This is a genomic window from Acidovorax sp. GW821-FHT10E04, from assembly GCF_059415185.1.
Genome location: NZ_JBWKMT010000002.1, coordinates 901,073 through 924,770 on the forward strand (window position 1 = coordinate 901,073; position 23,698 = coordinate 924,770).

Here is a 23,698-nt window from a genome sequence, read left to right on the forward strand (position 1 = left end):
AGTGCCTATGGCCGGGCCTGGGCGTTGTCCTGCAAGGTGCGAAGACCCGTCGCGTCGATTCGGGGCATGTTGCGCGCCATGCGCACCAGCGTTTCCAGTGCGCGCACTTCGTGCCCGAATGCCGCGCTCTCCGGCTGGCCAGGGTTTCGCGCGACCCGCACCGCGTCGATGCTTTCCAGCGCTTTCTCCAGCGCCCAGCGCAGATGGCCGAAGTCGGCGTCAATGCAAAAGCGCAGCAGATAGTGGGCACTGGCCATGGCGTGCTGGGCTTGCAGTGCCACCAGGCCGGGATAGTCGTCCGAATCCGGAGCCTCGCCGTAGGCGGCCGCCAGGAGTGCGGCAATGCGCTCATGCGGCACGGCCGCAGGCATGCTGGCAACGCGGCCGGCCACATCGACGCAAGCAAGGAAGGTGTCGCCCAAGCGCGTGCGGTGCTGCTGGTCGAACGCGCGCACGCTGCCCTGCTGCCGCAGCACGAACGAAGCGACGACGGCAAGCGCCGCGCTGCGGTCCAGCGCGCGGAGGTCTGCAAGTGTGGCGACGGCAAATCTATCGACGATCACGGTCACGGCAGCTGTTGGGATCGTCGGCACAGAAGGGGCGGGTTCACTGGCGATCTTCGCCCGGCTGGTACGCATGCAGCAGCGTGGCGGCAAAGCCGGTGGCGGTGGCGAGGCGTTCGCGGAAGGCGTCGAGCTGCGCCGTGTCCTCGGGCCGGTCGTGTTCATGGCCGGGGTAGTTGACGAACAGTGTCCAGCTCGCCCCGGGGGGGCGGGAAAGCGCGATCGGCCAGACGCGTCGGCGTTGGGGTACAGGTCGAAATACCATTTCGGACGCTGCTTGAGGAACCGGCAGTAGTAGTGGCTGTATTGCGGCTCCTCGCTCGCGCGGTCGGGGTTGCGGATGCCGCTGGGTACCTTGCGGTAGAGCTTGCGCCAGCCCTGGCTGGCGAGGAAGGCGTTGACGTTCTTCACCAGCGCAGCCTCGTCCGCGGCGGTGCAGTGCGTATTCCCAGGCTTTGTATCTCATGGTATTTTAATCATTTTTCATAGCTGCTTGCGCTTGGTGGATAAGCGCTGGAGCCATGTTTTCATGGGTAAAATATTCATGCAGAAACAGTCTGGGGGGCGCGCCCAGCGCGGGCATTTGCAGAGTTCAGCGGTTGATGATCATTGCGAAGGCTGGCGGTGACTGGGAACTATCGATAAAGACAAACGCCGTGCCATCGGAGCAGAAATTGGCGACTTCTTCAAAACCGCCACCCTCTATTGGTACGCAGTTGTAGATCTGCAGCAGCAGGCGCCCCGGCGGTATGCCTTGCGCGCCGTTGCCCGTCCAATAGGGAACGCCGCCCACCTTGGTGCGCCATTCGGCAGCCCAGTAGTGGGGATGGGCGATGTCATCGGGCAGGTCCGTGTGGCGCCCATAGTCGTAGAAGGCATCTTCCAGGTCAGCCGGTGCGCCATCATCCTGCGCGAGCCAGTGCGCCACGCCCCATTCGGGCAGCAATTCGGGCGCGCCGTTGGGCGAGGCGGGCGGCTGGGCCGGCGCGTCGCCCAACTCACTGCGTGGCAGGCACAAGACCCGGTTTGCCCCGCCATCGGACTCCCAGAAGCTGCACACGCTGTCCCATTCGCATTTGAAAAGAAACAGCACTTCGTCTGCTCCCAAAGGCAACACCGGTGCATCCGCATCGGTAGAACGGGCCGGGAACTGCCCCAAATGGCTCATGGGCCGCCCGCACTCCTCGCAAACCGGCCACAACCGGGTGGGCAGGCCCCAGGGCAAGCCGCCCAACTTATGAACCAGGCCGTGCGATGCGCCGTTGCGAAATCGGGGATAGCGACTCAGCATATGGACAACCTTTGCTTTATCTGAGGAAGACAGGCCGCAGAGGGGGCGGCGACATGGCTTGTCGGGGGGCGCGCCGTGCCGGTCATTCCTGCGAATGGCTGGTGGCCAGTGCTCTGGCCATTTCAACATGCAAAATGAACCGGGATGGAGCCGACCCCATGAATACAACACCCCGTTATCCCGAAGACTCCTCCGCTCGGTCGCTGACCCCTGCCTTTGAACTGCACCACCCGGATGGGCTGCGCATTGCATGCGGTCTGGAGGAAGCTGTCTTGCTGGACCGCCACGCGGCGCTGGTCGTGGTGCCGCGTGCGTCCAGGGCGGTGGTGCAGGAGTCTGACTGGACCTGGTACCGGCTCGTGCCTTGGAGCGATGGCGGCTTCATCGTGGGCATCGAGCTGGCGTTCTTCCGGGGCGCGTTGTCCGAATGCCTTCTGTTCCACGATGACGATAGTCGTTATGGCCGTGACTGGAACGAATGGTCGGAGCGCAAGGAGCGGCGGCGCGCCCAGGCCCTGCGCGACTGGCTGGCCGCGCGCGGCTGGGCTGCGGGCCGTTATGGCTGGGGCGAGGTCTGGGTGGGCTACGAGCCGCGCACCGGGTTGGGCGGCGGGTGGGTGCGCTACGCGGCGTGCGCCTGAATGCCCGCCGCCGCGACGGGCGGCGTAGAGCACGCTGCCCGCCGTGGCCTGCGCATTGCGCGCGTCGTCACGCAGCAGCCTCACCAGCACCCCCTTGTCGTCCTCGGCCAGCCGCACGAATCCGTCCACGAAAGCTTCGCTGGCGCCGCCCAGCATGGCGAAATCGTGCGGAATGCGCAGGCGCAAGGCGCCTTCCTGTCCGTTTGGGATTTCCCCGCTCGCGCTCATGGCGTGCGGCCCGTGCGCGCAGGCGCGGGTGGCAAGCCCTGGATAGCGCAGGGGCCGGGGCAATCGCTCGATGGGCCGCGCGGCGGGTTCGCCACAGGAACAGCGGCCAGGGCTTCACCAGGTTGATCCTCGCCCAGATTCCAGGCATGGATGCGGCCGCTGGCCGTATCGACAAGGTAGTAGCCGACCAGGTTGCTGCCTGCTGCCGGCAGGCCGTTGCTGCGCCAGCGCAGCGCGAACACGAAACGCGCGGAGGCCTGCGGCTGGCGCTCGCAAACGTATTGGCCGCTTTTGCCGGCACTCCTACCGGCGTTCTTACCGGCGCCGGCCAGTTGCCGGGCCTGGGCCGCTTCGACCAGCCGCAGACAGGCTCGGTCCGCAGCCGTAGGCGGGCCAGCAGCTGCCGCCAGGTTGGGCCAGAAACTGGCCACCAGCACCAAGCCACGCAGGTTCATGCAGGACTCGGGCATGCGCGTCTTTCGTCCGGAGCGAGCGGCTTGTTGAAGTCCCTGGCGTGGGCGGGCACGCCGTCTTGCTGCACGCATTCGCCCGCCACCACCCCGTCGCGCCAGTCCAGCGCCATGTACGACACCCAGTAGCGCAGGCGTGCCAATTGGCCGTCGCTGGCGAAGGCGGCGCAGCGCAGCAGGCGGGCTGTGGGCTCGCTGCCGTCCTCGGTGCGGGCGCTGGCCAGCAGCAAGGCGGCCTGCTCGCGGTCAGCGGGTACGAAGGTGGCGGCCAGATAGGCGTGGATGTCGTCGGGCAGTTCCATGGTTCAGGTCTCCTGCTGAGACATTGAAGGCTTCTTTGCAATGTTCATGGTAAATCCTGCGCCCGCGCGCCCAGGCGCAGGCTGGCGCAGAAGGTCTGGCAGCCGCCTTGGGCATCGTCTGGCGGGTTGGCCAGTTGCACGAACAGGTCGGGCGCGAGCTGCACCAGGGTGACGTCGGCGCCGCCCGAACCGGCGTAGATGCCGGTGTAGTTCTTGGTGCGCGTGCGCCACCAGAACATGCGCACGACGTGTTCGCCCTTCCACGCAGGTTTGCCGAAGAAGCTGAAGGCCTCGGCGGGCTGGTCGCCCGCGTGGGCGTTGGGCACCATCCAGCGGCCGTCGTCCGTGCGCGTGAACGAGTCCAGCCACGCGTGCGTGCCGGGCCGTATGCGCGCCACCCGCACGCTGGGCGTGGGCGGGCCGGCGTTGACCTCCCAGTCGCACACGTGGTAGGGCGGCTGGCCGCCCTCCTGCTCGTCCTTGCATTCGCCGCGCAGGGGCGGCCCGGGCTTGGTTTTGACAATGTCGAACGCGCAGCTCTGGTCGTAGCGGGCGTCGGCCTGGCGCTGCGGGCGGGTGATCTTGTAGCCTGCGGGCATATCGAATTCGAGGCCGCAAGCGGCGACGTGGATGGCTGTCGGCGCGGTGGTTTGTGCAGCGCTGGGCAGGTTGCTGAATGCGGCCAGTGTGAATGCGAGGAGGGTGTTCTTCATCAGAATTTGCTTCGCTATGGATAGCTGCTTGCGCTTGATGGACGGGCGCTACAGCCTTTTTTCACATCAAGCCCTCTAGCGCAGTGATCGCGCTGGTTTTCTTCAGGAAACGCGCGTGCTGCAAGGCGTTGTCGCCGCCCGCCACCAGTCCGTCCAGGCGTGCGCCGCTGGCGTGGATGTGGCGCAGCAGCGCGGCATCGTCCTGCTCCACCGCGTGGCGCAGGGCCACGCGCACGGCGTAGGGGTGCGCGGGCAGCGTGCCGGCTTGCAGCAGGGCGCGCCAGTCGATGCGGGCGCGCAGGTAGAAGGCCAGCAGCGCATCGGCCAGCGGCGCGGGCAGGCCATTGCTGCGGCAGGTGTCCAGGTAGGCCAGCAGCTCCGACCCGGCGCCGTATTCGCCGTTGGAGGCCAGCGGGTCGCCGTGCAGCGCCAGGCATGCGAATGCGGCGAGCAGGCTGGGCGCGAAGGTGGCCACGGCGTCTTCGGTCAGCGCGGGCGCCCAGGCGGGCGGCAGGCCCATCTTCCAGGCCAGCATGCCGCCATCGTCGGGGGCGCCGGGCGAAGTCACGGCGTAGATGCGGTCGCAGTATTCAAATCCGCCGATGGGCAGGTAGGCCAGTTTGCCGCTCCACTCTTCGCCCGCGTCCTCGGCGGTCTCCCAGGCTTGTTCTTCTTCGTTTTCGATCCAGCCCTGCAGGTCGCGGTAGAAATCGCTGCCGTTGTAGAACAGCTCGCACCAGCTCACGGCCTCGATGCGCGGGCCTTCGCTGGTGGTCACCTCCACGCTCAGGTTGTAGTCCAGCCGCCCGCCCGCAGTTTGCCGCCACAGCGCCAGCAGCGCGGGTGGCAGCGGCCCGGCGCAATGGGCCTGCACGGCGGCGATGGCGTCTTCATCCATCGGAGGCTGGGCGGCGAAGATGAGCCGCCCAGCGAACAGCTCGATGCCGTGCGCGCGCAGGGCGTGGATATCGGCTTCGGAAAATCCGTGGGGAGTGTTCATGGGGGCTTGGCTCATGTGGGGGTTCCATGGTTTCGTCGCACCTGCGCCAACGCGGCTTCTTCGGCGACCGTGTCGGCGTCCACCTCGGTCACCAGCAGGCGGATGCCGGGTGCATCGGCAAACGCGCCATCGCGTTCCATGCGGGCCAGCAGGTGGCGCAGGGTGTCGAGAAAGTGCTTCGGGTAATTGGCGTGCCGCTCACGCTCGGCCTCGTAGCGTTCGCGCACGGGCTCGTAGCGCGCGCGCCAGAGTGCGGCGCTTGCGGGCAGCTCGGCCTCGGCGCATTCATGTTCCCAGTCGGATGGCTCCATGGCGGCGCGCGCCGGGTCGTAAGCCAGGCTGATATGCACGTCACTCCACGCCGCGCTGCAGTTGAAGGCAAAGCCGGCAGGCGCGCCCGGCCAGGCGCGGCGTGCTTCGGTCAGCGTGTGCTGGGTGAGGTCGCGCAGCAGCGCTTCAAAACCGGTGATGGCCAGGAATGCGGCCCACGGGCTGGGTGTCATGGCTGTTTCCTAGTGGGGGTCGAAAGCCCGCCCTGGGCGTTCACTCCGCTGCCCCGTTCCACGCCAGAAAATCCACCGAGCACTCCGGCGGGTTCAGCGCGAGGGCCGAGCGGCGCTCCATGCCGGAGGCTTCGTCAAAATCGGACGAAGTGATGAACAGCACAGCCCTGGCGCGGTGCGTGCCAAAAAAGCCTTCTTCATCGAGGCGGCGCATGGCATCGGTCATGGCCTGGCGGACGCCGGCCTTGAATGAGGCGAATGCAGCCGCGTCGCCGGATACCGCCTGGCAGGCCGCTGCCAGTTGATCGCAGATGGGGTTGAACGGCTCGGCAGCGAAGCCCTCGTAGGCCCACTCGGCGCTGGCCCATTGGTAGTAGGCGGCCTGGTCGTCATCGTCATCCATCTCCGCGAGCTTCTCGCGGTGCCGCTCCAGCGAGTTGGCCGCGGGCACCACGGTGTAGCAGTCCTCGTCGGTGTAGAGGGCAAAGGCGTAGAAGCTCTCGTTGCCGTGCTGCGCCAGCAGGGCGGAGAAGGAGCGCCGGGCGGCTTCCGTGATGTCCCTGGTTAAATCTTCGCGGTTCATCGTCATTCTTTCTGAAGGTGATCAATACGGTGCCACCAGCGTCTTCCACGTCTTGCCGTCATAGGCATGGACTTCGTACAGGCCCGCGATCACCAGTAGCCCGTCGCGCGCGTCCATGTGGCCGGTGTGGACGACATCCGCGCCGCCGTGGCGCAGGCGGCGCACTTCCCTGCCGTCCCACACGCGCAGTTGGTAGTCCGAGCACAACCACAACTGGTTCTCGAACCATACCGCGCTGTTGTTCAGCAAACTGGAGTTGCCCTGGTGCACCTGCGTCCAGGTGTCCTTGGCACCGATCCAGAGATTGCCGCCTTCCCCGCTGATGTACACCTTGCCATCCTGGCCGACGGTGACGGTGCCCAGTTGCTCCTTGCTGGGAAAATCGCAGTGTGTCCATCGTTTGCCGTCATAGCGCCAGACATCGCCGCCCGCGCCGACGGCATACAGCTCCTGCTCGCTGAGCCCGTCCATGTCGTTGAAGCCGACGGCGCTGAAGTCCTCATCGCCCGGCTTGGGCAGACCCTCCATGCGCTCCCAGCGCCCCGGCGCCACGCGCTTGAAGATCTTGCGGTTGCGGCCGACGGAATATGCGTAGCCGCCGATGCACTTGACCCGCATGGTGATCGGGTTGAGATCGGTGCCGATGTTCTCCATGGCGCCGGGCTTGCCGCCGCCAATGGCATAGACGCTGCCTTCGTTGTTGCGCGCGACGACCAGTGCCTGTGCGATGGGCTGGTGCGACACGCCGCAGCGCGGCCGGTTGAAGCCGTCCAGCTCGCTCCAGCCATGGCGCTTCTCTGGGTTCTGCTCGTCCAGATAGATCGACAGCAGGCGCGTGCCGATGTCGTGGTCCCAGGTTTTGGACTGCTTTTCCTCATCCAGATCGGGCCGCGCCAGCAGATAGACGATGTTCCTGTCGCGCACGGCGCAATCGACAATATGCCAGCCTTGGTAGTGCGTTCTCCACTGCGGGCGCGCGATGAATGGGGTGTTGCTGATTTTTGCCATGTGGTTTGGAATCGTTTTCACATTCCGTCGGCGACGTCATTCAATGGGCTCCAGCCCGCGCCGTTGCCGGTGCTGGTTGTAGAACACCTTGTGCAGCGCGTCCGGGTGATCGCTGGTTTGCCGCAAGTGTTCACACGATCTGGCCCAGTCGTTCCAGTTCTGGGCCTGGAACGTGATGCCCAGCGCCTCGAACCGTAGTTTCAGCGCCTCAAAAGTCTTCTTGTCGCACTGCTCCCCGCAGACCCCCTCGATAAGACTGCCGCCGGCCCGCAGCGAGAACTGCCCTTCGTTGTCGAGCATGACGATGGCAGCCTCGTGCAGCGGGCGCGCGGGCTGGCCCAGCCAGTAGCCGTACAGGTTGCTTTGGCCATCCTTCGCAACGAAGCGCGCCAGCGCGGTGACTTCCCGCATGGCTTCGATGTTGCTCTGCAGGTCGGGGTCTTTTAACTCGTCTTCACTGAGGTAGGAGATGTCATTGGCCACGTCTTCTTCCCCCGGCATCAGGGCGAGCAGGTCAATGCCATGAAAGGGGCCTGCGCCGCCTTGCAGCGTGTGCAAGGCCAGCATTTCCAGGTCTGCGGGAAGGGTGTCGGTGCGGGCAACGGTTTGCTTGAATGCTTCGAGGGCAGGCATCGATGCTTCCAATTTGATAGCTGCTTGCGATAGATGGGCGGGTGCTAGAGGCGGTTTTTATTGCCACTCCACGCGGAAGTCGTTTCGCAGCCGCCGGCCGGTGCTCGTCTCAGGCTCGTTCAGCAACAGGGCGCCGTCGTGCATCTGGCCGTCAAAGCGCAGTTCGCGCCGGGCGCGCAGCACAGGCGGTTTTCCGGGCATGACTTCGCCCCACACTGCCGATTCGGCCGGGTTGTTGGCCGTCAGGTTGGCGTGCACCAGCACGCGGCCGCCGCGCTCCACCACGATCAGCAGCCAGCCGCTGCCGTAGAGGGCCGTGATCGGCGCATCCGCATGCACCAGCCGCGCCACGCCGTTGCGGCCTGTGCCGGTGCGCGTCTTCATCAAGCCCAGCAGGGTGCTGCTGGTGATCTCGGTGCGCTCGAAGCTGTCGCGCAGCGCGGCCTGGTGCCGGTGTAGGCAGTCGAACAGGCCCTCCACCTCGGCCTGCGAGAACGCCGAGGGCGGCAGGTACAGTGTGTCGCCCTGGTCGTAGCCGCTGGTCTTGCTAGCGCCGCTGGTATCCAGGTTCAGGCCCAGGTTGTAGATGCGCGGGCTGCCCTGGCGCAGCCAGGGTTCGAGGTTCTTGTAGTACGCCTCGTAGCGAATGGCGGCCAGCACCACGCCCCGGTAGCGGTAGCGCAGTTCGGCACGCGAGCCGCCGGCCTCGTTCTCGCCCCAGGGGCGAGCATCGGCGATGAATTCGCCGCCCGGGCAGTCCAGGCGCGCGATGGGCTGGAAGTCGCTGGCCATGGCGTGGGCTCCGGTAGTGGCGAGGCAACAGAGAGCCAGCAGTTGTTGAATCACCGTTTGCCTCCCGACATAGTGCGACGACGACGAGCGTAGTTCTTGCGCATCGGCCGCTGCTCCTGAATGGTTCTGGCACCATGCTATCAAACGCTTCAGCGGTTTTTTCAGAGCCCCATGAACCCCCAGGAATTGCGCGAGCTGACTGTGGCTGGCTGAGTTCTATGCGTTTTTGAAATTTTGAAAGGCTTGAAGATATGAATTTGTCGAACCTTCTTAATCAGTTGATGGCCGAGTATGGGTCGGGCATGAACGACATGCAGGTCATTTTTATTGCCGATGAGAACGGCCATCCAGCCACGGGCATAGATGGCGCATTGTTTCTGCTGTGGTCATGCTCGCGCGGATTGCTGGAAGAGGAGCTTTCTGTTCGCCTCTCGAATAGCCATCTTCGGGTGGATGCTTCCTTCGCCGATATGGTCCGGGATGCACGTTCTTTTTTCGGAGAAGGCGTAAGGCCGAGCCACTTCAACGAGCGTGGCCGATCGTTCGCGCTCAAATACCTCAGGCCCGGCTGGGAATACCGTTACCACCTCGATCTGGATGACTTGTTTCCTGACGAGGCCACTTATGCCGATATTCCGGAATCTCAGGCGAGTATCGACAAGGTATTCGCTATTTTGGATGCGCGCCGCAAGCATTTTGGGGCATAGCTACGGTAGTGCTGCATGATTTTCCAGTGCGCAGTGCACACATGCAACTGCAGATTACTTCACGATGAAATCAAATATACGAAGGAGGTCGTGAGCCATGCTGACGACAGCAGAGTTTCGCAAGAATTTTCTGGGCTACAACATCGTTGACTGCGTAGTGCGCAGTGCGGGCTACCTCTATTTCATCGCCCAGGAGGACTACACGCAGCGCCCGGGCTACCAACCCGAAGGGCATGATCCCGATGCGAGTGCGCTAATCCAGCGCGTCGTGGTCTGGCGGCCTGACCAGAGCGGCGACAAGCGCTGGACGCACAGCTGGAACAAAGGCATGGACATCACCATCGCCGAATTTGCCAGCCAGCCCGAGGACAAGCTCGTCGCCGTCGATGTCGGGGGCGAGGTCTATGCCATCGGCAGCGGCTCGAAGGGGCGCGAAGGTGCCATACCGTTCGAGCGCAAGGGCCGCTACGGCGCCGTGAACCAGCTGCACAACATCGATGGGCATCTTTATCTGTGCGGCGGCAATCGCACGGTCGGGGTACGCCGTGGAATCGGGCAGTGGCACTGGGAGACGGGCCGTTTTCCGCTGTCAGCGCATGAGTTCGGCAGCGGCAACGTCGGTTTCCGCGCCATCGACGGTTTTGGCGCCAACGACATCTATGCCGTGGGTGACCAAGGCGATGTCTGGCACTACGGTGGAGGGGACTGGCGTCGCATCGGCTTTCCCGGCAAGCAGTCGCTTCGCACCGTGTGCTGCGCCGGCGACGGCAAGGTGTACATCAGCGGCTACGAGGGCATCACCTTCGTTGGCCGTGGTGATGAATGGCGCTGCATCGCCGAGCCCGGGCTGGCGCTGCCGTTCCGCGATCTGGTCTGGCATGACGGCAAGGTCTGGGCCACCAGCGACTACGGCGTCTGGTGGGTCAGCGAACAAGGCATCGCCCAGGCCGAGCTGCCAGCGGAAATATCCGTTTGTGCCGGCCACCTGTCTTCGCGGGCAGGCATTCTCCTGCTGGCTGGTTTCCACGGCGCGGCGCTGCTGCAGGACGGTCGCTGGCAGCTTGTTTTCCACCATGCGGCAATGGCCGAGCGCAGCCAGAAGGAACATCCGGGGGCTTGATGCCGCTGGTTGGCGGTCAGGTACAGGAAAGTCGATGTCAACGCCCCCCTGCACCCTGAAGAAGCAGCGTCTCGTCGGCCGGTTTGCCGTGTCGCGTGCTACCGGCGCGGTGTTGCGGCCTTGGCACCGGATCCAAAGCTCAGAAACTCGCGCCACATGCCGTCTTGCAGGTACGCGGCCCCGTGCTTGCCCGCCACCAGCAGCACACCGTCCCTCGCCGCCAGCAGCCCCGCATTCGCACTGATGCCATCGGGCAGCGTGACCCTGCCGATGCGGTCCCCGTCGATGCGCCAGATGCCCGCATCAGACGAACACCACACCGCGCCCTGGTACGAAACCATGCTGCGGTACGGCCCCACGCCGCTCGCACCGAGCTTGCGCCAGCCGTTGCCCGTGCTGCGATAGACGGCACTCGAGCGGCATGCCGCGACCACATCACCGGGCGCTGGGCAGCACAGCAGGTCGATGGCTTCATCGGGGAAGGGCTGTTGGCGCCAGCGCACACCGTCAAAATGCCACAGGTCGCCGCCATCGCCGCCTGCGTAGATGTCCGACGCCGAACTGCCCGCCGCACACCGGAAGCCTGCGGCATCGCCGCCGTCCAGCGGGCCGGGCGGCAGGTCGGCGCACAGCGTCTTCCAGTGGTCGGGGCCGAGGCGGCGGCACAGGCCGCGATGGGCCTGCACTGCATGGGCGTGGCCGTCGATCTCCACCACTTGGCGTACAGAACCGCGCAACGGCCCGCACCGGTGCTCGGGAATGCGCTGCTCCATCGCCGACACGCCGCCGCCCAGCGCATAGACCTGGCCGTCGATGCTGACGCTGATCCACTGTGCCTGCGGTGCATGCGCCACCGCGCCGCGCATGAATTCGATGTGGCGTACCGTGCGGAAGGCCCATTGTTTCTCTGTCGATCGTTGCGGGAAATACACCGCCACGCGCATGGCTTCGCGCAGATCCGGCTCCGGGTCCGTGGGGGCAGCGAGGTCGCCGCCGTCGTCATCGCAGTCTTCGTCGAGCTGATGGATGTGCGAGCCCAGCAGGTAGAAGTGCTCGGCGCTGCGCACGGCGCAATCCACGATCTCGAAGTGGCGCAGTTGCTGTGGGGCGCTCATTCAGGCCACTCCATGAAGGCATCGTGGTCGAAGAAATAGCGCACGGCTTGCAGCAGTTCGGCTTCGGTGGGTGATCCGGGCTGATCCTCTGTGTTGGCAATGGCGTCCTCGATGTCCTCGCGGCTCAGCGTGCATTGCCAGCCTGCGGCCTCGAATGCGGCGCGCACAGCGGCCTCGTCTTTGGGCGATAGATCCAGGTCGGCGTCGTAGAAGAAGCCTTGCGTGTCCAGCGTCCATTCGCCCGGCCGCAGGTACAGCCAGCCCGCGTGGGCTTCGGGTTGGCGAAGGATCTGGCGCAGGGGGTGTAGCGGTGGTGTGGTCATGGTGTGTTGCCCATTGCGTGGCCTAAGGATGAGCCATCGTCGGTTTCTGGTGCGTTGAGATACGTGCCCATCGTGTCGGCGCAGGGGCCGAGCCAGTGTTGGATTTTTGGGCTGCTCTCCGATGCCCACGCATCGAGATCGACATACCCATTGGTGCCCAGGTTCACATGGCGAATGAATGTGATGGAGAGCGCCTTTTCAATGCGTTCCACCCAATGAGGAAAGTCGAACAACGAGTCCAGTGCTGGCCATTTGACAAGCCGCCGGTATTTCATTTGCTGTGAGTCGATACGGAAGTCTCCATTGGGTCGCCATTGGGCTACGAACAAGCCGTCGTACCTGCTCAGTTCGGCACGCCACAGCCCGTAGCTGGGGACGATGAGACTGAGCTGGATGTCCTCTGGCTTCAACGCGTTGCGCTTGTAGAACCAGTGGTCGATGGGTGCGGTGGACAGGGTGAAGCCGACCGACCAGGCGGTAGCCTCGGTCTTGATGCCAAGCTCGGAAATCCAATTTGCCATGACGGCGGGGCATTCTTGGTTCATGCGCATGCTCCCAGCGCATCGTCGATACCGTTGCGGCGCAGCCAGACCGGGTCGGTTTTCCAGAGGTGATCCTGGTCTGTGTACTCCACGCCCTCGCAGAACTGCGCGCCGCTGCCCTCGCGCCAGTTCAGGTGGCCCAGGCCCATGAACCAGGTCTGCACGCGCGGGGCATGCACGCTGCCCTGCACGCAGGCGTAGCTGCGGCCCACGTAGTCCGCCCGATCCGGGTCGTCATGCCCGGCGGTGGCCAGCACGGCGCGCGTGGCGTTCAGGTCGCCCGCGATCCAGACAAAGTCGCCTTGCCAGAACTCGATCGCGCCGCAGCGCACGCTGCCGAACACAAACAGCGCCTGGCAGCCGCGCGTGTCGATGCGTGGCGCCTGCAGGCTGCCGTTGACGACCACAGTGCAGGCCCGGCCCAGCAGTTCTTCCAGCGGGGTGATCGGGCCATCCATCAGGCCTTGCCGTTTGTGGAACGCCGCCCCGGCATCGAAGGTCTCCGTCAGGCGCGTGTCGCCATCGAACACCAGGGCCATCGGCGGGCTGCCGTACTCCGGCGGGTTCACCGTGTCTTCCATCGCGTCATAGCCCCCGTCACGATGGAACAGGGCTTGCAGGCCGAACTCGGCCATGGCGTCGTGCAGGGGGATCAGGCGGTGACGGGCGGGGACCATGCAAGGCTCCTTGTGAAAACTGGGGCAGCAGTGCCGCTGGCTGATGCCGTAGACGCCAGATTGCTAAAAGTACAAAAAAATGACAACGTGTTACTGCCATGCAGTGCTCATCCACCTCGCCGCAGCGGCAGCCATAGAGTGAACACCGTGCCTTGCGCGGAGGGCTGCAGGGGCTGCCAGCCACAGTGCCCTCCCAGGGCCAGCGTGCGGCTGCGTACGTTGCCCAGGCCCCGGCGGCCGGGGGGCAGGGCGTCGGGAGGCAAGAAAGGGCGGCCATTGTCGTGCACACACACCTGCACGCCGGGCACACCGGGATCTATTCCTTGGGCGGCCTCGGCCGTGGAGACGGTGATGGCCGTGGCGCCGCTGTGCTTGACGATGTTGGTCAGCACCTCCTGAAGGATGCGCAGCACGTGCAGGGCGTTCTGTGCATCAAGCCAGGGCAGGGCGGGCACGTCGCTGGTGCGCCAGTACAGGGTGATGCCGGCCTCGCCCAGGCGCTGCTCCAGCCGAAAGCGCAGGCCCGCCAGCAGGGCCAGCAGGTCGGCGTCCACGGGTTCGAGCGAGTCGATGGAGATCTTCAGGTCGTCGATGCACTCCTTGAGGACCTGGGCCACGTCTACCGGCTGGTGGCGGGCCTGGCCGTGCTGCACCAGGCGCAGCGCGCTGGTCAGCGACGCGCCGACGCCGTCGTGCATCTCGCGCATGAGGCGCTGGCGCTCCAGCATCAGGGTCTGCTCGCGCTCGGCGGTGCGCAGGCGCTCGTGGGTGCGGCCCAGTTCGTGCTCCTGCGCGGCCAGGCGTTCGGCCAGGGTGGCGCGGGCGCGGGCGGCCTGGTCTTGCGCGTGGCTGTAGCGCGAGAACGCGAGGACCAGGAACAGCGTGAACAGGCCCACGCTGACATAGGGCGTGAGGTAGATGCCTTCGATGTTGCCCCAGTAGTTCTGCATGGCCATGTCGTGCAGGCTGATGGGTGCCACCATGGCGCCCCAGGCGGCCAGCAGCAGGTTGCTGGCGCTGCGCAGCCGCCAGGCCCCCACGGCGGCCACCGTGAGCAGCAGCAGCGTGGGCGGCACCATCAGCAGGCGCAGCAGCGGCAGCGTGGCGGTGTAGGCGGGCCACCACGACGGCAGCGCGGCGAGGGCCGCCGCCGCCAGGTACAGCGCCAGCGCCCGGCCCCCGCGGGGCCAGCGCTGGCCGTGAGCCAGGCACAGGAAGCACACCATGCAGCCCAGCGCGGCCAACTGCGCGGCCATGGCGATCCAGGTGAACCAGGCGAAGTCCATGTCCAGCCCCTCGCTGTCCACCAAGTAGGGCAGCGCGGCCACCGACTGGCAGGCCGCCATGGCGAAGAACAGCAGGAACAGGCGCACTTCGCCCTGCTGGCTGCGCCGGTACTTGAACCACAGCGCCAGCGCGAACAGGCTCATCAGCAGGAAGGCGGCGCGCCAGTACGACACCAGCCCCGTCTGCCAGAACATGCGCCAGCGCCAGGGTGTGAGCAGTTCCGTCGTGGGGCCGACCCACAACGACGACAGCGCACCGCCCACGCCCTGCTGGCTGGCCATGCGCAGGTGCACTTGCAGGTCGCCGGTGTGCGCGGCTTCATGAGGCAGGGCGCTCAGGCTGATCCAGATGGGGTCGTTGAAGCTGTTCCAGGGCCGGTCGCCGCGCGACTGCCAGACCAAGCGCCCCTGCACGTACACCGCCAGCGTCCCGATGGTCTGCCAGCGCGGGATGTACAGGCGTGTGCCCTGCGCCGTGGCGGCGAGCGCGCTGGCGGGCAGCGACAGGCGCCACCACTGCACCACGGGCGCGCCGCTGGCCAGCGCCGGATCGAGCACGCGCAGGGATCGCGGCACTGCGTGTGGCAGGTTGACCGCCTGCCAGGGCGTGCCGGAGGCCAGCACCGCGTCGTCTGCCGCGTGCAGCGAGGGCGGCGGCGCCCAGGCGGCACTGGGCGACTGCCAAGTCTGCGCTGCCGCCAGGTGGGCGGAGGTGGCGGCCTGGGCCAGGTGGCAGAAAACTATCAAAAAGAGAGCTGCCAGCGCTTTCTGGATAAGCGCCAGGGCCCGATTTTTCATGGATTGGCGGGTCACTCCAGCCAACCTTGACGCAGCGCGGTGGTGACGGCTTCGGCGCGGGTCGTCACCTGCAGCTTGACGTACACGCGCCGCACGAAGGTGCGCACCGTGTTTCGCGACACGCCCATGGCCTGGGCCACTTCGTCCACCGAGTGACCGTGCGCCACCAGGCGCAGCAGTTCGACCTCGCGCGCGGAGGGGGCGGCGTCGATCTGCGCCGGGGCGGGCGGCGGCAGGGAGGGCAGGGCGTGGAGGCGCTGGCGTACCAGCAGCTTGCGCGCCACCAGCGGGTTGATGGGGCTGCCGCCCGCGTGCAGGCTGCGCACCTCGTCCAGAACGGCCTGGGGCGGCAGGTCCTTGAGCAGGTAGCCCATGGCCCCGGCCTCGATGGCGTGCAGCACGTGCGCCTCGTCGCCGAACATGGTGCTGACCATGGTCGCCGCCGCGGGCCAGCGCGCCTGCAGAGCGGGCAGCACGTCAAGGCCGCTGCCGTCGGGCAGGCCCAGGTCGAGCAGCAGCACGTCCAGCGGCGGGCCGTCCCGCAGGGCGGCCAGCGCCTCGGCCCGGCTGCACGCCAGCCATTGCACGCACATGTCGGGTGCGGCTTGCAGCGCATAGGCCAGGGCGATGCGGCAGGCCGCGTCATCTTCCACCACGGCGATGCGGATGGGGTTGTTGGGCAAGTCCATGCCCGCGGATGCTGCCACAGCCTCCGGCGCGCGTCTGTCGTCCTATAGGGGGACAGACAGGGGCGTGGAGGCTGCGTAGCCTTGCGCTGTGTCAAACCGTAGCCTTGTGTTGCAAGGTGATACAGGTGTCCCGGGGCTACAGGCCTTGCGGGACAAGCGCCAGCAGCTATCAAAAAATGACTCAACTCGCCCTCCACCGCCTTCTGTCCTTCACCACCACGCTGCTGCTGTCCTTGTCCGGCGCCAGCGCCCAGGCCGCCGTCTGCCGCGCCAGCCCCACGGGCACGGGCGACGGCAGCACCTGGGCGCAGGCCGCGCCGCTGCCCGCCGCGCTGGCGGATGCCGCCTGCACCGAAATTTGGCTCGCGCAAGGCAGCTACAGCCAGGCTGCGGATGCCGAGGGCTTTCGCATCGCGCGCAACCTGGCGCTCTATGGCGGCTTCATGGGCACCGAAAGCACCCTGGCCGAGCGGCCCGCGCCCGTGAATGCCAGCGCCACCGTGCTCGACGGCGAGAACCAGCGCCGCGTGCTGCGCCTGGACGGCACCACGCCCGGCGGCCACATCACCGCCAGCACGGTGATCGACGGCCTGAGCATCGCCCGGGGCCACGCCGCCATGGACGCTGGCGGCGGCCTGCTGTGCCACGGCCCCTGCAGCCCGCGCATCACGCACGTCATCTTCTCAGGCAACTTTGCCGCTGGCGGTGGCGGCGCCATCTTCAACCGCGCCATGAGCATGGCGCCCGCCAGCCCCACCATCAGCCACAGTACCTTCAGCGGCAACCGGGCCTCCTCGGGCGGCGCCATCGCCAACTTTGCCCCGGGCGCCATCGCCAGCCCCGCCATCAGCCACAGCACCTTTCACGACAACCACGCCGCCACGCACGGCGGTGCTATCTACAGCAACGGCGGCCACCTGGGCAACAGCAGCCCGGTCATCACGCACAGCACATTCAGCGGCAATACGGCGCAGGAAGGCGGCGCGCTCTACAGCCTCGGCGGCGGCGGCGGCATCAGCATGCCCCAGGTCATCGCCAGCATCTTCTGGGGCAACACCACCACCACGGGACCGCAGATCAGCGACATCATCGAGGCCAGCACCACCGTCAGCCACAGCATCGTGGAGGGCGGCTTCGCCGGCACGGGCAACCTGGCCCTGGACCCGCAACTCGGCCCGCTGCAAGACAACGGCGGCCCCACGCTCACCCGCATGCCCGGCGCCACGGGCAGCGCCATCGACGCGGTGGACTGCGCTGCCACCGGTGCCACCACCGACCAGCGCGGCGCCGCCCGCCCGCAGGGCAGCCAGTGCGACATCGGCGCGGTGGAGCGGCGCCTGGGCAGCTACCCGCTGAACATCGACATCACCGGCCACGGCACCGTGGCGGGCGGCCCGGCCCCGTGCGCGACCACCAATGCAGCTACCTGCGCCTTCACCTACACGGACGAGGGCGCGCCGCTGCACGTCACCCTGGCCGCCACGCCCGGCACGGGCCAGGCCTTTGCGGGCTGGGGCGGCGCCTGCACTGGCACGGGCGCCACCTGCACCGTGGCGATCGACGGGGCGCGCAGTGTGTCGGCCCGTTTTGCCCCAACCGCGGGCCCCGGCCCCGGCGGCGCGCAGCCCATTCCCACGCTGGGCGGCGGCGCGCTGGCGCTGCTGGGTGCACTGCTCGGCCTGCTCGCGCTGCGCCGCAGGGTTTGAAGTGTTTTTGGCCTTTACCCCTTATCCAATAAGCGCAAGAAGCTATAAAAAATGAAGCAAACCATTCTTCCCACGCTCCTCGCCGCCTGCCTGGCGCTGCCCGCCGTGGGGCTGGCCCAGACCTGCGCCAGCCCCAACGCCACCAGTGACTACATCGTGGGCCAGGCCGAAGGCCGCGCCAGCGCGATGCACTGGGAGACGGGGCTGGTCTGGTCGCGCGCCATCGAGGGCAGCACGCTAGCCGATCAGCAAAAGCCCTGGACGGACTGGATTAACAACTGGCTGCCCACGCCGTTCGCCGGGCAGGAGGACTGGGGCGTCAACGCGGCCCTGGCGCAAGACCGCCTGCACACCGGCGTCTGGCGGCTGCCCTACAAGCTGGAGAACAGCGCGCTGGCAGCGGGCTGCCCTGACCCGGACTTCCGCCTCAACCGGGAGGTGCTGCCCACCGTGCATGGACAGGGGGGGCTGCACGGGTCGCTCTGGACGGCATCGCCCCGGCCGGGCAACCAGGGCAGCGCCTGGCAGACCTTGTTCGACCAGCAGCCGCAGGTGGGCACCTGGCTCTCCACCAACTCCGGCGGAGAAGCGCGCCTGGTGCGCGGCGGACAGCCGTTTGCCAACCTGCCTGCGTCCCCGCCCGCCGATACCGTCCCGGCGGGCATGGTGGTGATCTACAACATCACCACCCCGCTGGCCAGCCAGTCGGGCACAGGCGCATCGTGGGGCGGCGTGCGCATCAGCGGCAATGGCCGCCTGCGCCTGAACGGCGCAGGCCCCTGGGTACGCGAGGCCATCGTGACCAGCGGCGACCAGATCCGCGTGCGCCTGCCGGCCCCGGCCACTGCGGGCCAGCAGGCCACGGCCACCCTGAGCCTGCGCAGCGGCGATACCACCGGCACCGCTGCCGCCGCCGCGAACGGCGGCGACGAAGCCACCCAGGTGCGCGAGAGCAGCATGCTCTTCACCCTCCATGCCAGCGCTGCGCCCGCGCCGCGCGCCTGCCGCGTCACGCCCAGCGGCAGCGGCGACGGCACCAGCTGGCCGCAGGCCGCCAGCCTGGACTTTGCGCTGGCCGAACCCAGTTGCAGCGAGGTCTGGCTGAAGCAATCCGCTGGCACTCCCTACGTGCCGTCCGGCGCGCAGGGCTTCGTCATCGAGCGCAACGTCAAGCTCTACGGCGGCTTCATTGGCACCGAGGCCGCGCTGGCCGAGCGGCCCCAGTCCGTGTCTCCCGGCCTGACGGTGCTGGACGCCAACAACAACAGCCGCGTGCTGTACCTGGACGGCAGCCTGGGCATCCCGCTTGATGACACGCTGATCGACAGCGTGTATCTGCTGCAGGGCGCGGCGGCCGGGCCTGGGGCCAACGGCGGCGCGCTGTACTGCAACGGCGCGGGCGTGGGCAGCGTGTGCAGCCCCTGGATAAACAGGGTGCACATCGGCGCCTCGTACGCCGACGGCGATGGCGGGGCCCTGTTCAACGACGCCAGCGGGGGCGGCGTCAGCAGCCCGGTGCTGACGAATGTCCTCATCAGCAACAACCACGCCGAGGGCCACGGCGGTGCCATCTACAACCGGGGCGAGGGCGGCACCAGCAGCCCCGTGCTGCGCAATGTTTCTATGGAAGGCAACGACGCCTACAACGGCAGCGGTGGCGCCATGTACAACCTCGCCAAGGGCAGCGGCGGCGTCAGCAGCCCGGTGATCGAGCAGGCCAGTTTCACAGGCAACGGCGCGGGTGTGTCCGGCGGCGCCATCCACAGCCTGACGGAGGGCGGCGGCACCAGCCATATGCAGGTGCGCAACGCCACCTTCGCCATCAACCAGTCCTCCGCCGGCAGGCCCGGCGGCGCCATCGCCATCGTGGGGGTGGACGGGGATGCCCGCGTGGACGCGGTGCACGCCACCTTCATGGGCAACATGGCCGGTGGCAACGGCAACGCGCTCTTCACCCAGGGCGGCGTGGTGGGGGTGCGCAACTCCGTGCTGTGGGGTAGCGCGGCCACGCGCTCTCAGGCCGTCACCTTTTTCACGGGCTCCACCACCATCACCGACAGCCTGATCCAGGACGGCTGCGCGGGCGGCAACGTGGCCCCCATGGGCGGCACCGCCACCTGCAACGGCGTGACGCTGGACGCCGACCCCGAACTGGGCGCGTTCGGCGCCAACGGCATGGATGGCTTCCCCAGCCTCTACGGCTACCTGCCCGATCTCACCAGCCTGCTGCAGGACGCCGTGGCCTGCACCCTGCCGACCGACCAGCGCGGCATCGCCCGCCCGCAGGGCATGGGCGCCACGCCTTGCGATATCGGTGCGCTGGAGCGGCGGACCCATGTGGAACTGGCGGTCACCGTCACCGGCATGGGCGTCGTGAACGGCGCCCCGTCGGCCTGCGCCACTGGCACCTGCAGCTACAACTACCCTGGCGAGGGCACCCCGCAGCTCCTTACCCTCGCTGCCATGCCCGCCATGGGCCGCACCTTCACCGGCTGGAGCGGCGCCTGCTCCGGCACTGGCACGTGCAGCATCACCATGGACCAGGCGCGCGCCGTGAGCGCCGAGTTCTCCGGCCCCATCGCGCACACCCTGGGCGGCACGGTAGCTGGCCTTACGGGTATTGGCCTGGTGCTGCGCAACGGTGGCGAAGACCTGTCGGTGCAGGCCAACGGCGGCTTCACCTTCTTGCAACCGGTGGCGGATGGCGGCAGCTACGCCGTCACCGTGAAGACCCCGCCCACGGGCCAGACCTGCACGGTAACGGGCGGCAGCGGCACTGCCACCGCCAATGTGATCAGCGTGCAGGTGGCCTGCGTCGCTGCCACTTACGCCGTCACCGCCCTGCCTGCTGGCGCTATGGCCTGCACATCCAACGCGGTTGCCTACCTCGGCACCGTCACATGCCACGCCACGCCGCCTGCGGGCCAGATCACGCAAAGCATCAGCGGCTGCAACGGCACACCCACGGGCGTGGGCGACAACGACTACACCACCGCGCCGGTCACCAGCGCCTGCACCATCACGGCGACCTTTGCGCCGCTGCCGCAGCAAACCCACACACTGGGCGGCACCGCTACGGGCCTCACGGGCAGCGGCCTGGTGCTGCGCAACGGCAACGAAGACCTGGCGGTGCAGGCCAACGGCGGCTTCACCTTCTTGCAGCCCGTGGCGGATGGCGGCAGTTACGCAGTCACCGTGCAGGCCCAGCCCACGGGCCAGCGCTGCACCATCGCCAACGCCAGTGGCAGCAACGTCGCCGCCAACGTGGGCAATGTGCAGGTGGCCTGCGCGCCATACTTCGAAGGCACCACCGTGCCCGCCAGCGGCCCGGGCGGTACCGGCAGCGCTACCTTCACCGGTGGCGGCCCCGCCTGCCGGTTCAACCTGGGCGCCACCCGCTTCGAGGCCGCGCCCGCCGCGCTGCCGCCGGGCCACACGCTGCCTCAGGGCCTGCTGCGCATCAAGCTCGTGGGCTGTACCACCGCCGTTGCCATGCAGGTCACCTGGCCCGAGCCCGTGGCCGGCTACACCAAGTACGGCTTGGCCGCCCGCACCGACACTCAGCCCAGCTACTTCGAGCCTGCCGGCCTTGTCATCAGCGGCCACACGGCCCGCTTCACCCTGACCGACGGCGCGCAAGGTGACGACGACTGGACGCCCAACGGTGAAATCGCAGACCCTTCTGGCCCCATGGCCCTGGCGGCCGAGGCCATTCCCACGCTCTCGGCCTGGGGCCTGCTGCTGCTGTCCGTGCTGCTGGGCCTGATGGTGCTGCACACCAGGAGACTGTCATGACACAACCCCGCCTCCGCCGGCGCTCGCGCTTCATGTGGCCGTTGCTCGCCGCCTGCGCCCTGGCCGGCCCCGCCCAGGCGGCCCCGTTTGCCTACATTCCCAACAGCAGCTCCGGCACTGTTTCGGTCATCGACGTAGCCAACGACACCGTCACAGCCACTGTGAACGTGGGCACCAACCCCTACGGCGTGGAGGTGAACCCGGCCGGCACCCGCGCTTATGTGGCCAACTCTGGCTCCGGCAATGTTTCCGTGATCAACCTGGCCACCAACACTGTTGTCGCCACCGTGCCTGTGGGCAACACTCCCACGGGAGTGGCGGTCAATCCGGCTGGCACTTATGCCTATGTGGCCAACTACGCCATCAACACTGTCTCGGTGATCGATCTGGCCACCAACACCGTCACGGCCGTTGTGCCTGTGAGTAGCCGCCCTTACGGTGTGGCGGTGAACCCGGTTGGCACTTATGCCTACGTGGCCAACTACGCCGCCAACACTGTCTCGGTGATCGACCTGGCCACCAACACCGTCATTGCCACTGTGCCAGTGGGCTCCAACCCTTCTGCCATAGCGGTGAATCCGGCCGGTACCCGTGCCTATGTGGCTAACCTCACCTCCGACAATGTCTCGGTGATCGACTTGGCTACAAATATCGTCGCAGCCACCGTGCCCGTGGGCAACGGCCCCATGGGGGTGGCGGTGAACCCTGCTGGCACCCGGGCCTACGTGAGCAGCCGCAGCACCGACAATGTCTCGGTAATCGACTTGACCACCGACACTGCCGTCGCCACCGTGTCAGTGGGCGACGGTCCTCTTGGTGTGGCAATAGACCCCGCCGGCACCCGCGCCTACGTGGTCAACCGCGGCTCCAACAATGTCTCGGTGATCGATCTGGCCACAAACACCGTCACCACCACCGTGGCCGTGGGGTGGAGTCCCGGAGCACTGGGCCTGTTCGTCGGCGGCCCCGTGCCAGCACCAGTCTCTCCCGCCGCGATCCCCAGCCTTCAGGCCTGGGCCTTGCTGCTGCTCGCGGCTGGGCTAGGGGGCCTTGGGCTGAAGCACCTGCGGCCTGCGCGGCGCGCCGGCGTTGCCGGACCGGGCTGAGGCTTCGGGGCGCGCCCGCGGGCATTCGGCGGCGCGGCTTGCGTCCCCGCAGCTCTCGAGCGCATATGTTGCCAGCACTGGCACATCCTCTTGTGTACACCAATAGCGCCACCGGCAAACCCGCCGCTGTACTGCTTGTTTGGACAGCAGGATCCACTGGCATGCGCTCGATCGTTGTACTTTTGCGCCACCTGGCACTGTGGGTCGCTGCGGGCCTGGCGAAGGTATTCGGATCGATCTTCCAGGCCCGATGGCTGAGCAGGTGGGAGGGTGGCTCGGCGTGCGTCTGAGTGCGCTGAAACTTTCCCATTGCCCATTGTCGTCTCAGACCGCCGCAGCTAGCCGGGCCGGTGAGCACAGTTCGCACGAAGTGGGTCTAGCGCCCAGGCTTTTCTGGAGCCTGCGCATGTCCATGCATGCCAGAACACGGCAAGGCAGAGCAGCACGCGAACCAAAAAAGCCGCGGCGTTTTTGGCTGCGGCTTTTTGCGAGTTGGGGTTGTTAGAGGCTCTTGCGGAGCAGGGCCGCGAAGCGGGCTAGCGCCTACGGATACCAAAATGTCCACGTGGCATCCCGGGGAAATTGAAGTAGACCGTGCCTTTGAAGGGCTTGTGGCGCGCCAGATAGGCTGCTGCGCCCAGCAGCATGGGGGTATGGGCGTCGTGTCCGCAGGCATGCATCTTTCCGGCGCACTGGGATGTGTGTAGTGGGGCCAAGCTCCTGCATGTTGAGCGCAACTGGGTCTGCGCGTAGTGCAATGCTCGGCCCTTCGCCATTCGAGAGCTTTGCCACCGCACGTGTCACCGCCAGACCACGGTGCACTGGCAAGCCCATCAGCGAGCTGGGGCCGCTGAGTTGGATGGGCATTGATGGTCTCGGTCAGCGCTAGGCACTGCTCTGCTGCCTTGGCGGTAGTGAGGCCCGCATCTTTTTCCGTTTGCGCGGGCTTTGTGAAAAGCACACTGTTTTCTTCGAGCGCTAGGCGTGCGCAGGCCACCTCGACAAGAGGGGGCATCCGGTATGTGCTGCGTGGGCTGCTGCCGGTTCGGTTGACACCGGCTTAAGCTTTTTGAGCTTCCTCGAACTGTATAGGACTGACATACCCCA

25 protein-coding genes are annotated in these 23,698 nt (G+C 67.0%); 6 read left to right on the forward strand and 19 right to left on the reverse strand.

The features are described 5' to 3' along the window. Nucleotides 1-5 precede the first annotated feature (5 nt). The 3 genes from AC07OC_RS09220 to AC07OC_RS09230 form a co-directional block, all read right to left on the reverse strand. Complete coding sequence (locus AC07OC_RS09220) at nucleotides 6-569, reverse strand: hypothetical protein (RefSeq protein WP_494598437.1); 564 nt, start codon at nucleotides 567-569, stop codon at nucleotides 6-8. Between the two features lie 37 nt (nucleotides 570-606). After that, a complete protein-coding gene (locus AC07OC_RS09225) occupies nucleotides 607-828 on the reverse strand; it encodes a hypothetical protein (RefSeq protein WP_494598436.1) in 222 nt (73 codons plus the stop codon). 327 nt (nucleotides 829-1,155) lie between these two features. Beyond that, entirely contained in the window at nucleotides 1,156-1,983 is an 828-nt protein-coding gene (locus tag AC07OC_RS09230; protein WP_494600957.1) for a YwqG family protein, read from the reverse strand. Between the two features lie 29 nt (nucleotides 1,984-2,012). Here AC07OC_RS09230 and AC07OC_RS09235 point away from each other — a divergent pair, with 29 nt between their 5' ends. Next, nucleotides 2,013-2,495 (forward strand): hypothetical protein, encoded by a 483-nt coding sequence (locus AC07OC_RS09235; RefSeq protein WP_494600959.1) that lies wholly within the window; start codon nucleotides 2,013-2,015, stop codon nucleotides 2,493-2,495. 224 nt (nucleotides 2,496-2,719) lie between these two features. On the opposite strand, the gene AC07OC_RS09240 is transcribed toward AC07OC_RS09235, so the two are convergent. The 9 genes from AC07OC_RS09240 to AC07OC_RS09280 all read right to left on the reverse strand — a co-directional run bounded on the left by AC07OC_RS09240 (nucleotide 2,720) and on the right by AC07OC_RS09280 (nucleotide 8,727). Then, nucleotides 2,720-3,178, reverse strand: coding sequence for a hypothetical protein (locus AC07OC_RS09240; protein WP_494600961.1), 459 nt, complete (start codon nucleotides 3,176-3,178; stop codon nucleotides 2,720-2,722). Next, nucleotides 3,175-3,495 (reverse strand): hypothetical protein, encoded by a 321-nt coding sequence (locus tag AC07OC_RS09245; RefSeq protein ID WP_494600963.1) that lies wholly within the window; start codon nucleotides 3,493-3,495, stop codon nucleotides 3,175-3,177. Before AC07OC_RS09245 ends, AC07OC_RS09240 begins: the two co-directional genes overlap by 4 nt. 44 nt (nucleotides 3,496-3,539) lie before the next feature. After that, the gene (locus AC07OC_RS09250; RefSeq protein WP_494600965.1) at nucleotides 3,540-4,208 is read right to left on the reverse strand and encodes a hypothetical protein; all 669 of its coding nucleotides are present in this window, start codon (nucleotides 4,206-4,208) and stop codon (nucleotides 3,540-3,542) included. 61 nt (nucleotides 4,209-4,269) lie between these two features. Next, nucleotides 4,270-5,223, reverse strand: coding sequence for an SMI1/KNR4 family protein (locus AC07OC_RS09255; protein WP_369643937.1), 954 nt, complete (start codon nucleotides 5,221-5,223; stop codon nucleotides 4,270-4,272). Then, nucleotides 5,220-5,711 carry a hypothetical protein gene (locus AC07OC_RS09260; RefSeq protein WP_494600967.1) on the reverse strand — a complete coding sequence of 164 codons (492 nt, stop codon included), beginning with the start codon at nucleotides 5,709-5,711 and terminating at the stop codon, nucleotides 5,220-5,222. Before AC07OC_RS09260 ends, AC07OC_RS09255 begins: the two co-directional genes overlap by 4 nt. 40 nt (nucleotides 5,712-5,751) lie before the next feature. After that, on the reverse strand, nucleotides 5,752-6,300 hold the full coding sequence (locus AC07OC_RS09265; RefSeq protein WP_494598429.1) for a DUF4303 domain-containing protein: 549 nt from the start codon (nucleotides 6,298-6,300) through the stop codon (nucleotides 5,752-5,754). 15 nt (nucleotides 6,301-6,315) lie between these two features. After that, on the reverse strand, nucleotides 6,316-7,302 hold the full coding sequence (locus AC07OC_RS09270; RefSeq protein WP_494600969.1) for a hypothetical protein: 987 nt from the start codon (nucleotides 7,300-7,302) through the stop codon (nucleotides 6,316-6,318). A 36-nt stretch (nucleotides 7,303-7,338) separates the two neighbouring features. Continuing rightward, nucleotides 7,339-7,935, reverse strand: coding sequence for a hypothetical protein (locus tag AC07OC_RS09275; RefSeq protein ID WP_369643933.1), 597 nt, complete (start codon nucleotides 7,933-7,935; stop codon nucleotides 7,339-7,341). Between the two features lie 57 nt (nucleotides 7,936-7,992). Further along, nucleotides 7,993-8,727 (reverse strand): hypothetical protein, encoded by a 735-nt coding sequence (locus AC07OC_RS09280; protein WP_494598427.1) that lies wholly within the window; start codon nucleotides 8,725-8,727, stop codon nucleotides 7,993-7,995. Between the two features lie 251 nt (nucleotides 8,728-8,978). Here AC07OC_RS09280 and AC07OC_RS09285 point away from each other — a divergent pair, with 251 nt between their 5' ends. After that, nucleotides 8,979-9,434: a hypothetical protein gene (locus tag AC07OC_RS09285; protein ID WP_494600971.1), complete on the forward strand. Its 456-nt coding sequence runs from the start codon at nucleotides 8,979-8,981 to the stop codon at nucleotides 9,432-9,434. Between the two features lie 97 nt (nucleotides 9,435-9,531). Next, entirely contained in the window at nucleotides 9,532-10,554 is a 1,023-nt protein-coding gene (locus AC07OC_RS09290; protein ID WP_369643930.1) for a hypothetical protein, read from the forward strand. Nucleotides 10,555-10,652: 98 nt separating this feature from the next. Here AC07OC_RS09290 and AC07OC_RS09295 read toward each other — a convergent pair whose 3' ends face one another. From AC07OC_RS09295 to AC07OC_RS09320, 6 genes are all read right to left on the reverse strand, one after another. Continuing rightward, nucleotides 10,653-11,669: a hypothetical protein gene (locus tag AC07OC_RS09295; protein ID WP_369643929.1), complete on the reverse strand. Its 1,017-nt coding sequence runs from the start codon at nucleotides 11,667-11,669 to the stop codon at nucleotides 10,653-10,655. After that, a complete protein-coding gene (locus AC07OC_RS09300) occupies nucleotides 11,666-11,992 on the reverse strand; it encodes a DUF7716 domain-containing protein (RefSeq protein WP_494600974.1) in 327 nt (108 codons plus the stop codon). Before AC07OC_RS09300 ends, AC07OC_RS09295 begins: the two co-directional genes overlap by 4 nt. Continuing rightward, nucleotides 11,989-12,537, reverse strand: coding sequence for a hypothetical protein (locus AC07OC_RS09305; protein ID WP_494600976.1), 549 nt, complete (start codon nucleotides 12,535-12,537; stop codon nucleotides 11,989-11,991). The genes AC07OC_RS09300 and AC07OC_RS09305 overlap by 4 nt, the downstream gene beginning before the upstream one ends. Beyond that, a complete protein-coding gene (locus tag AC07OC_RS09310; RefSeq protein ID WP_494600978.1) occupies nucleotides 12,534-13,211 on the reverse strand; it encodes a hypothetical protein in 678 nt (225 codons plus the stop codon). Before AC07OC_RS09310 ends, AC07OC_RS09305 begins: the two co-directional genes overlap by 4 nt. Before the next feature lie 107 nt (nucleotides 13,212-13,318). Next, complete coding sequence (locus AC07OC_RS09315) at nucleotides 13,319-15,295, reverse strand: sensor histidine kinase (RefSeq protein ID WP_494600980.1); 1,977 nt, start codon at nucleotides 15,293-15,295, stop codon at nucleotides 13,319-13,321. Nucleotides 15,296-15,306: 11 nt separating this feature from the next. Continuing rightward, nucleotides 15,307-15,984 carry a response regulator transcription factor gene (locus AC07OC_RS09320; RefSeq protein ID WP_494600982.1) on the reverse strand — a complete coding sequence of 226 codons (678 nt, stop codon included), beginning with the start codon at nucleotides 15,982-15,984 and terminating at the stop codon, nucleotides 15,307-15,309. A gap of 176 nt (nucleotides 15,985-16,160) precedes the next feature. Here AC07OC_RS09320 and AC07OC_RS09325 point away from each other — a divergent pair, with 176 nt between their 5' ends. Genes AC07OC_RS09325 through AC07OC_RS09335 form a run of 3 tightly spaced genes read left to right on the forward strand, consistent with a single transcriptional unit; the run spans nucleotide 16,161 to nucleotide 22,591 of the window. Beyond that, entirely contained in the window at nucleotides 16,161-17,690 is a 1,530-nt protein-coding gene (locus AC07OC_RS09325; protein ID WP_494600984.1) for a choice-of-anchor Q domain-containing protein, read from the forward strand. A 51-nt stretch (nucleotides 17,691-17,741) separates the two neighbouring features. After that, nucleotides 17,742-21,485: an IPTL-CTERM sorting domain-containing protein gene (locus tag AC07OC_RS09330; protein ID WP_494600986.1), complete on the forward strand. Its 3,744-nt coding sequence runs from the start codon at nucleotides 17,742-17,744 to the stop codon at nucleotides 21,483-21,485. Next, nucleotides 21,482-22,591, forward strand: a complete 1,110-nt coding sequence (locus tag AC07OC_RS09335; RefSeq protein ID WP_494600988.1) for a YVTN family beta-propeller repeat protein — start codon at nucleotides 21,482-21,484, stop codon at nucleotides 22,589-22,591. The genes AC07OC_RS09330 and AC07OC_RS09335 overlap by 4 nt, the downstream gene beginning before the upstream one ends. Before the next feature lie 536 nt (nucleotides 22,592-23,127). Here the strand turns inward: AC07OC_RS09335 and AC07OC_RS09340 are convergent. Next, on the reverse strand, nucleotides 23,128-23,367 hold the full coding sequence (locus AC07OC_RS09340; RefSeq protein ID WP_492255250.1) for a M20/M25/M40 family metallo-hydrolase: 240 nt from the start codon (nucleotides 23,365-23,367) through the stop codon (nucleotides 23,128-23,130). Nucleotides 23,368-23,698 lie beyond the last annotated feature (331 nt).

Bases quoted from the DNA above. Each gene is read 5' to 3' on its own strand.
- AC07OC_RS09230 (WP_494600957.1), bottom strand. From the start codon at position 1,983: ATGTTGAAATGGCCAGAGCACTGGCCACCAGCCATTCGCAGGAATGAC.
- AC07OC_RS09255 (WP_369643937.1), bottom strand. From the start codon at position 5,223: ATGAGCCAAGCCCCCATGAACACTCCCCACGGATTTTCCGAAGCCGAT.
- AC07OC_RS09310 (WP_494600978.1), bottom strand. From the start codon at position 13,211: ATGGTCCCCGCCCGTCACCGCCTGATCCCCCTGCACGACGCCATGGCC.
- AC07OC_RS09250 (WP_494600965.1), bottom strand. From the start codon at position 4,208: ATGAAGAACACCCTCCTCGCATTCACACTGGCCGCATTCAGCAACCTG.
- AC07OC_RS09300 (WP_494600974.1), bottom strand. From the start codon at position 11,992: ATGACCACACCACCGCTACACCCCCTGCGCCAGATCCTTCGCCAACCC.
- AC07OC_RS09270 (WP_494600969.1), bottom strand. From the start codon at position 7,302: ATGGCAAAAATCAGCAACACCCCATTCATCGCGCGCCCGCAGTGGAGA.
- AC07OC_RS09295 (WP_369643929.1), bottom strand. From the start codon at position 11,669: ATGAGCGCCCCACAGCAACTGCGCCACTTCGAGATCGTGGATTGCGCC.
- AC07OC_RS09225 (WP_494598436.1), bottom strand. From the start codon at position 828: ATGGTATTTCGACCTGTACCCCAACGCCGACGCGTCTGGCCGATCGCG.
- AC07OC_RS09240 (WP_494600961.1), bottom strand. From the start codon at position 3,178: ATGAACCTGCGTGGCTTGGTGCTGGTGGCCAGTTTCTGGCCCAACCTG.
- AC07OC_RS09325 (WP_494600984.1), top strand. From the start codon at position 16,161: ATGACTCAACTCGCCCTCCACCGCCTTCTGTCCTTCACCACCACGCTG.
- AC07OC_RS09315 (WP_494600980.1), bottom strand. From the start codon at position 15,295: ATGAAAAATCGGGCCCTGGCGCTTATCCAGAAAGCGCTGGCAGCTCTC.
- AC07OC_RS09340 (WP_492255250.1), bottom strand. From the start codon at position 23,367: ATGGCGAAGGGCCGAGCATTGCACTACGCGCAGACCCAGTTGCGCTCA.
- AC07OC_RS09265 (WP_494598429.1), bottom strand. From the start codon at position 6,300: ATGACGATGAACCGCGAAGATTTAACCAGGGACATCACGGAAGCCGCC.
- AC07OC_RS09245 (WP_494600963.1), bottom strand. From the start codon at position 3,495: ATGGAACTGCCCGACGACATCCACGCCTATCTGGCCGCCACCTTCGTA.
- AC07OC_RS09280 (WP_494598427.1), bottom strand. From the start codon at position 8,727: ATGGCCAGCGACTTCCAGCCCATCGCGCGCCTGGACTGCCCGGGCGGC.
- AC07OC_RS09320 (WP_494600982.1), bottom strand. From the start codon at position 15,984: ATGGACTTGCCCAACAACCCCATCCGCATCGCCGTGGTGGAAGATGAC.
- AC07OC_RS09335 (WP_494600988.1), top strand. From the start codon at position 21,482: ATGACACAACCCCGCCTCCGCCGGCGCTCGCGCTTCATGTGGCCGTTG.
- AC07OC_RS09275 (WP_369643933.1), bottom strand. From the start codon at position 7,935: ATGCCTGCCCTCGAAGCATTCAAGCAAACCGTTGCCCGCACCGACACC.
- AC07OC_RS09290 (WP_369643930.1), top strand. From the start codon at position 9,532: ATGCTGACGACAGCAGAGTTTCGCAAGAATTTTCTGGGCTACAACATC.
- AC07OC_RS09305 (WP_494600976.1), bottom strand. From the start codon at position 12,537: ATGAACCAAGAATGCCCCGCCGTCATGGCAAATTGGATTTCCGAGCTT.
- AC07OC_RS09235 (WP_494600959.1), top strand. From the start codon at position 2,013: ATGAATACAACACCCCGTTATCCCGAAGACTCCTCCGCTCGGTCGCTG.
- AC07OC_RS09330 (WP_494600986.1), top strand. From the start codon at position 17,742: ATGAAGCAAACCATTCTTCCCACGCTCCTCGCCGCCTGCCTGGCGCTG.
- AC07OC_RS09285 (WP_494600971.1), top strand. From the start codon at position 8,979: ATGAATTTGTCGAACCTTCTTAATCAGTTGATGGCCGAGTATGGGTCG.
- AC07OC_RS09260 (WP_494600967.1), bottom strand. From the start codon at position 5,711: ATGACACCCAGCCCGTGGGCCGCATTCCTGGCCATCACCGGTTTTGAA.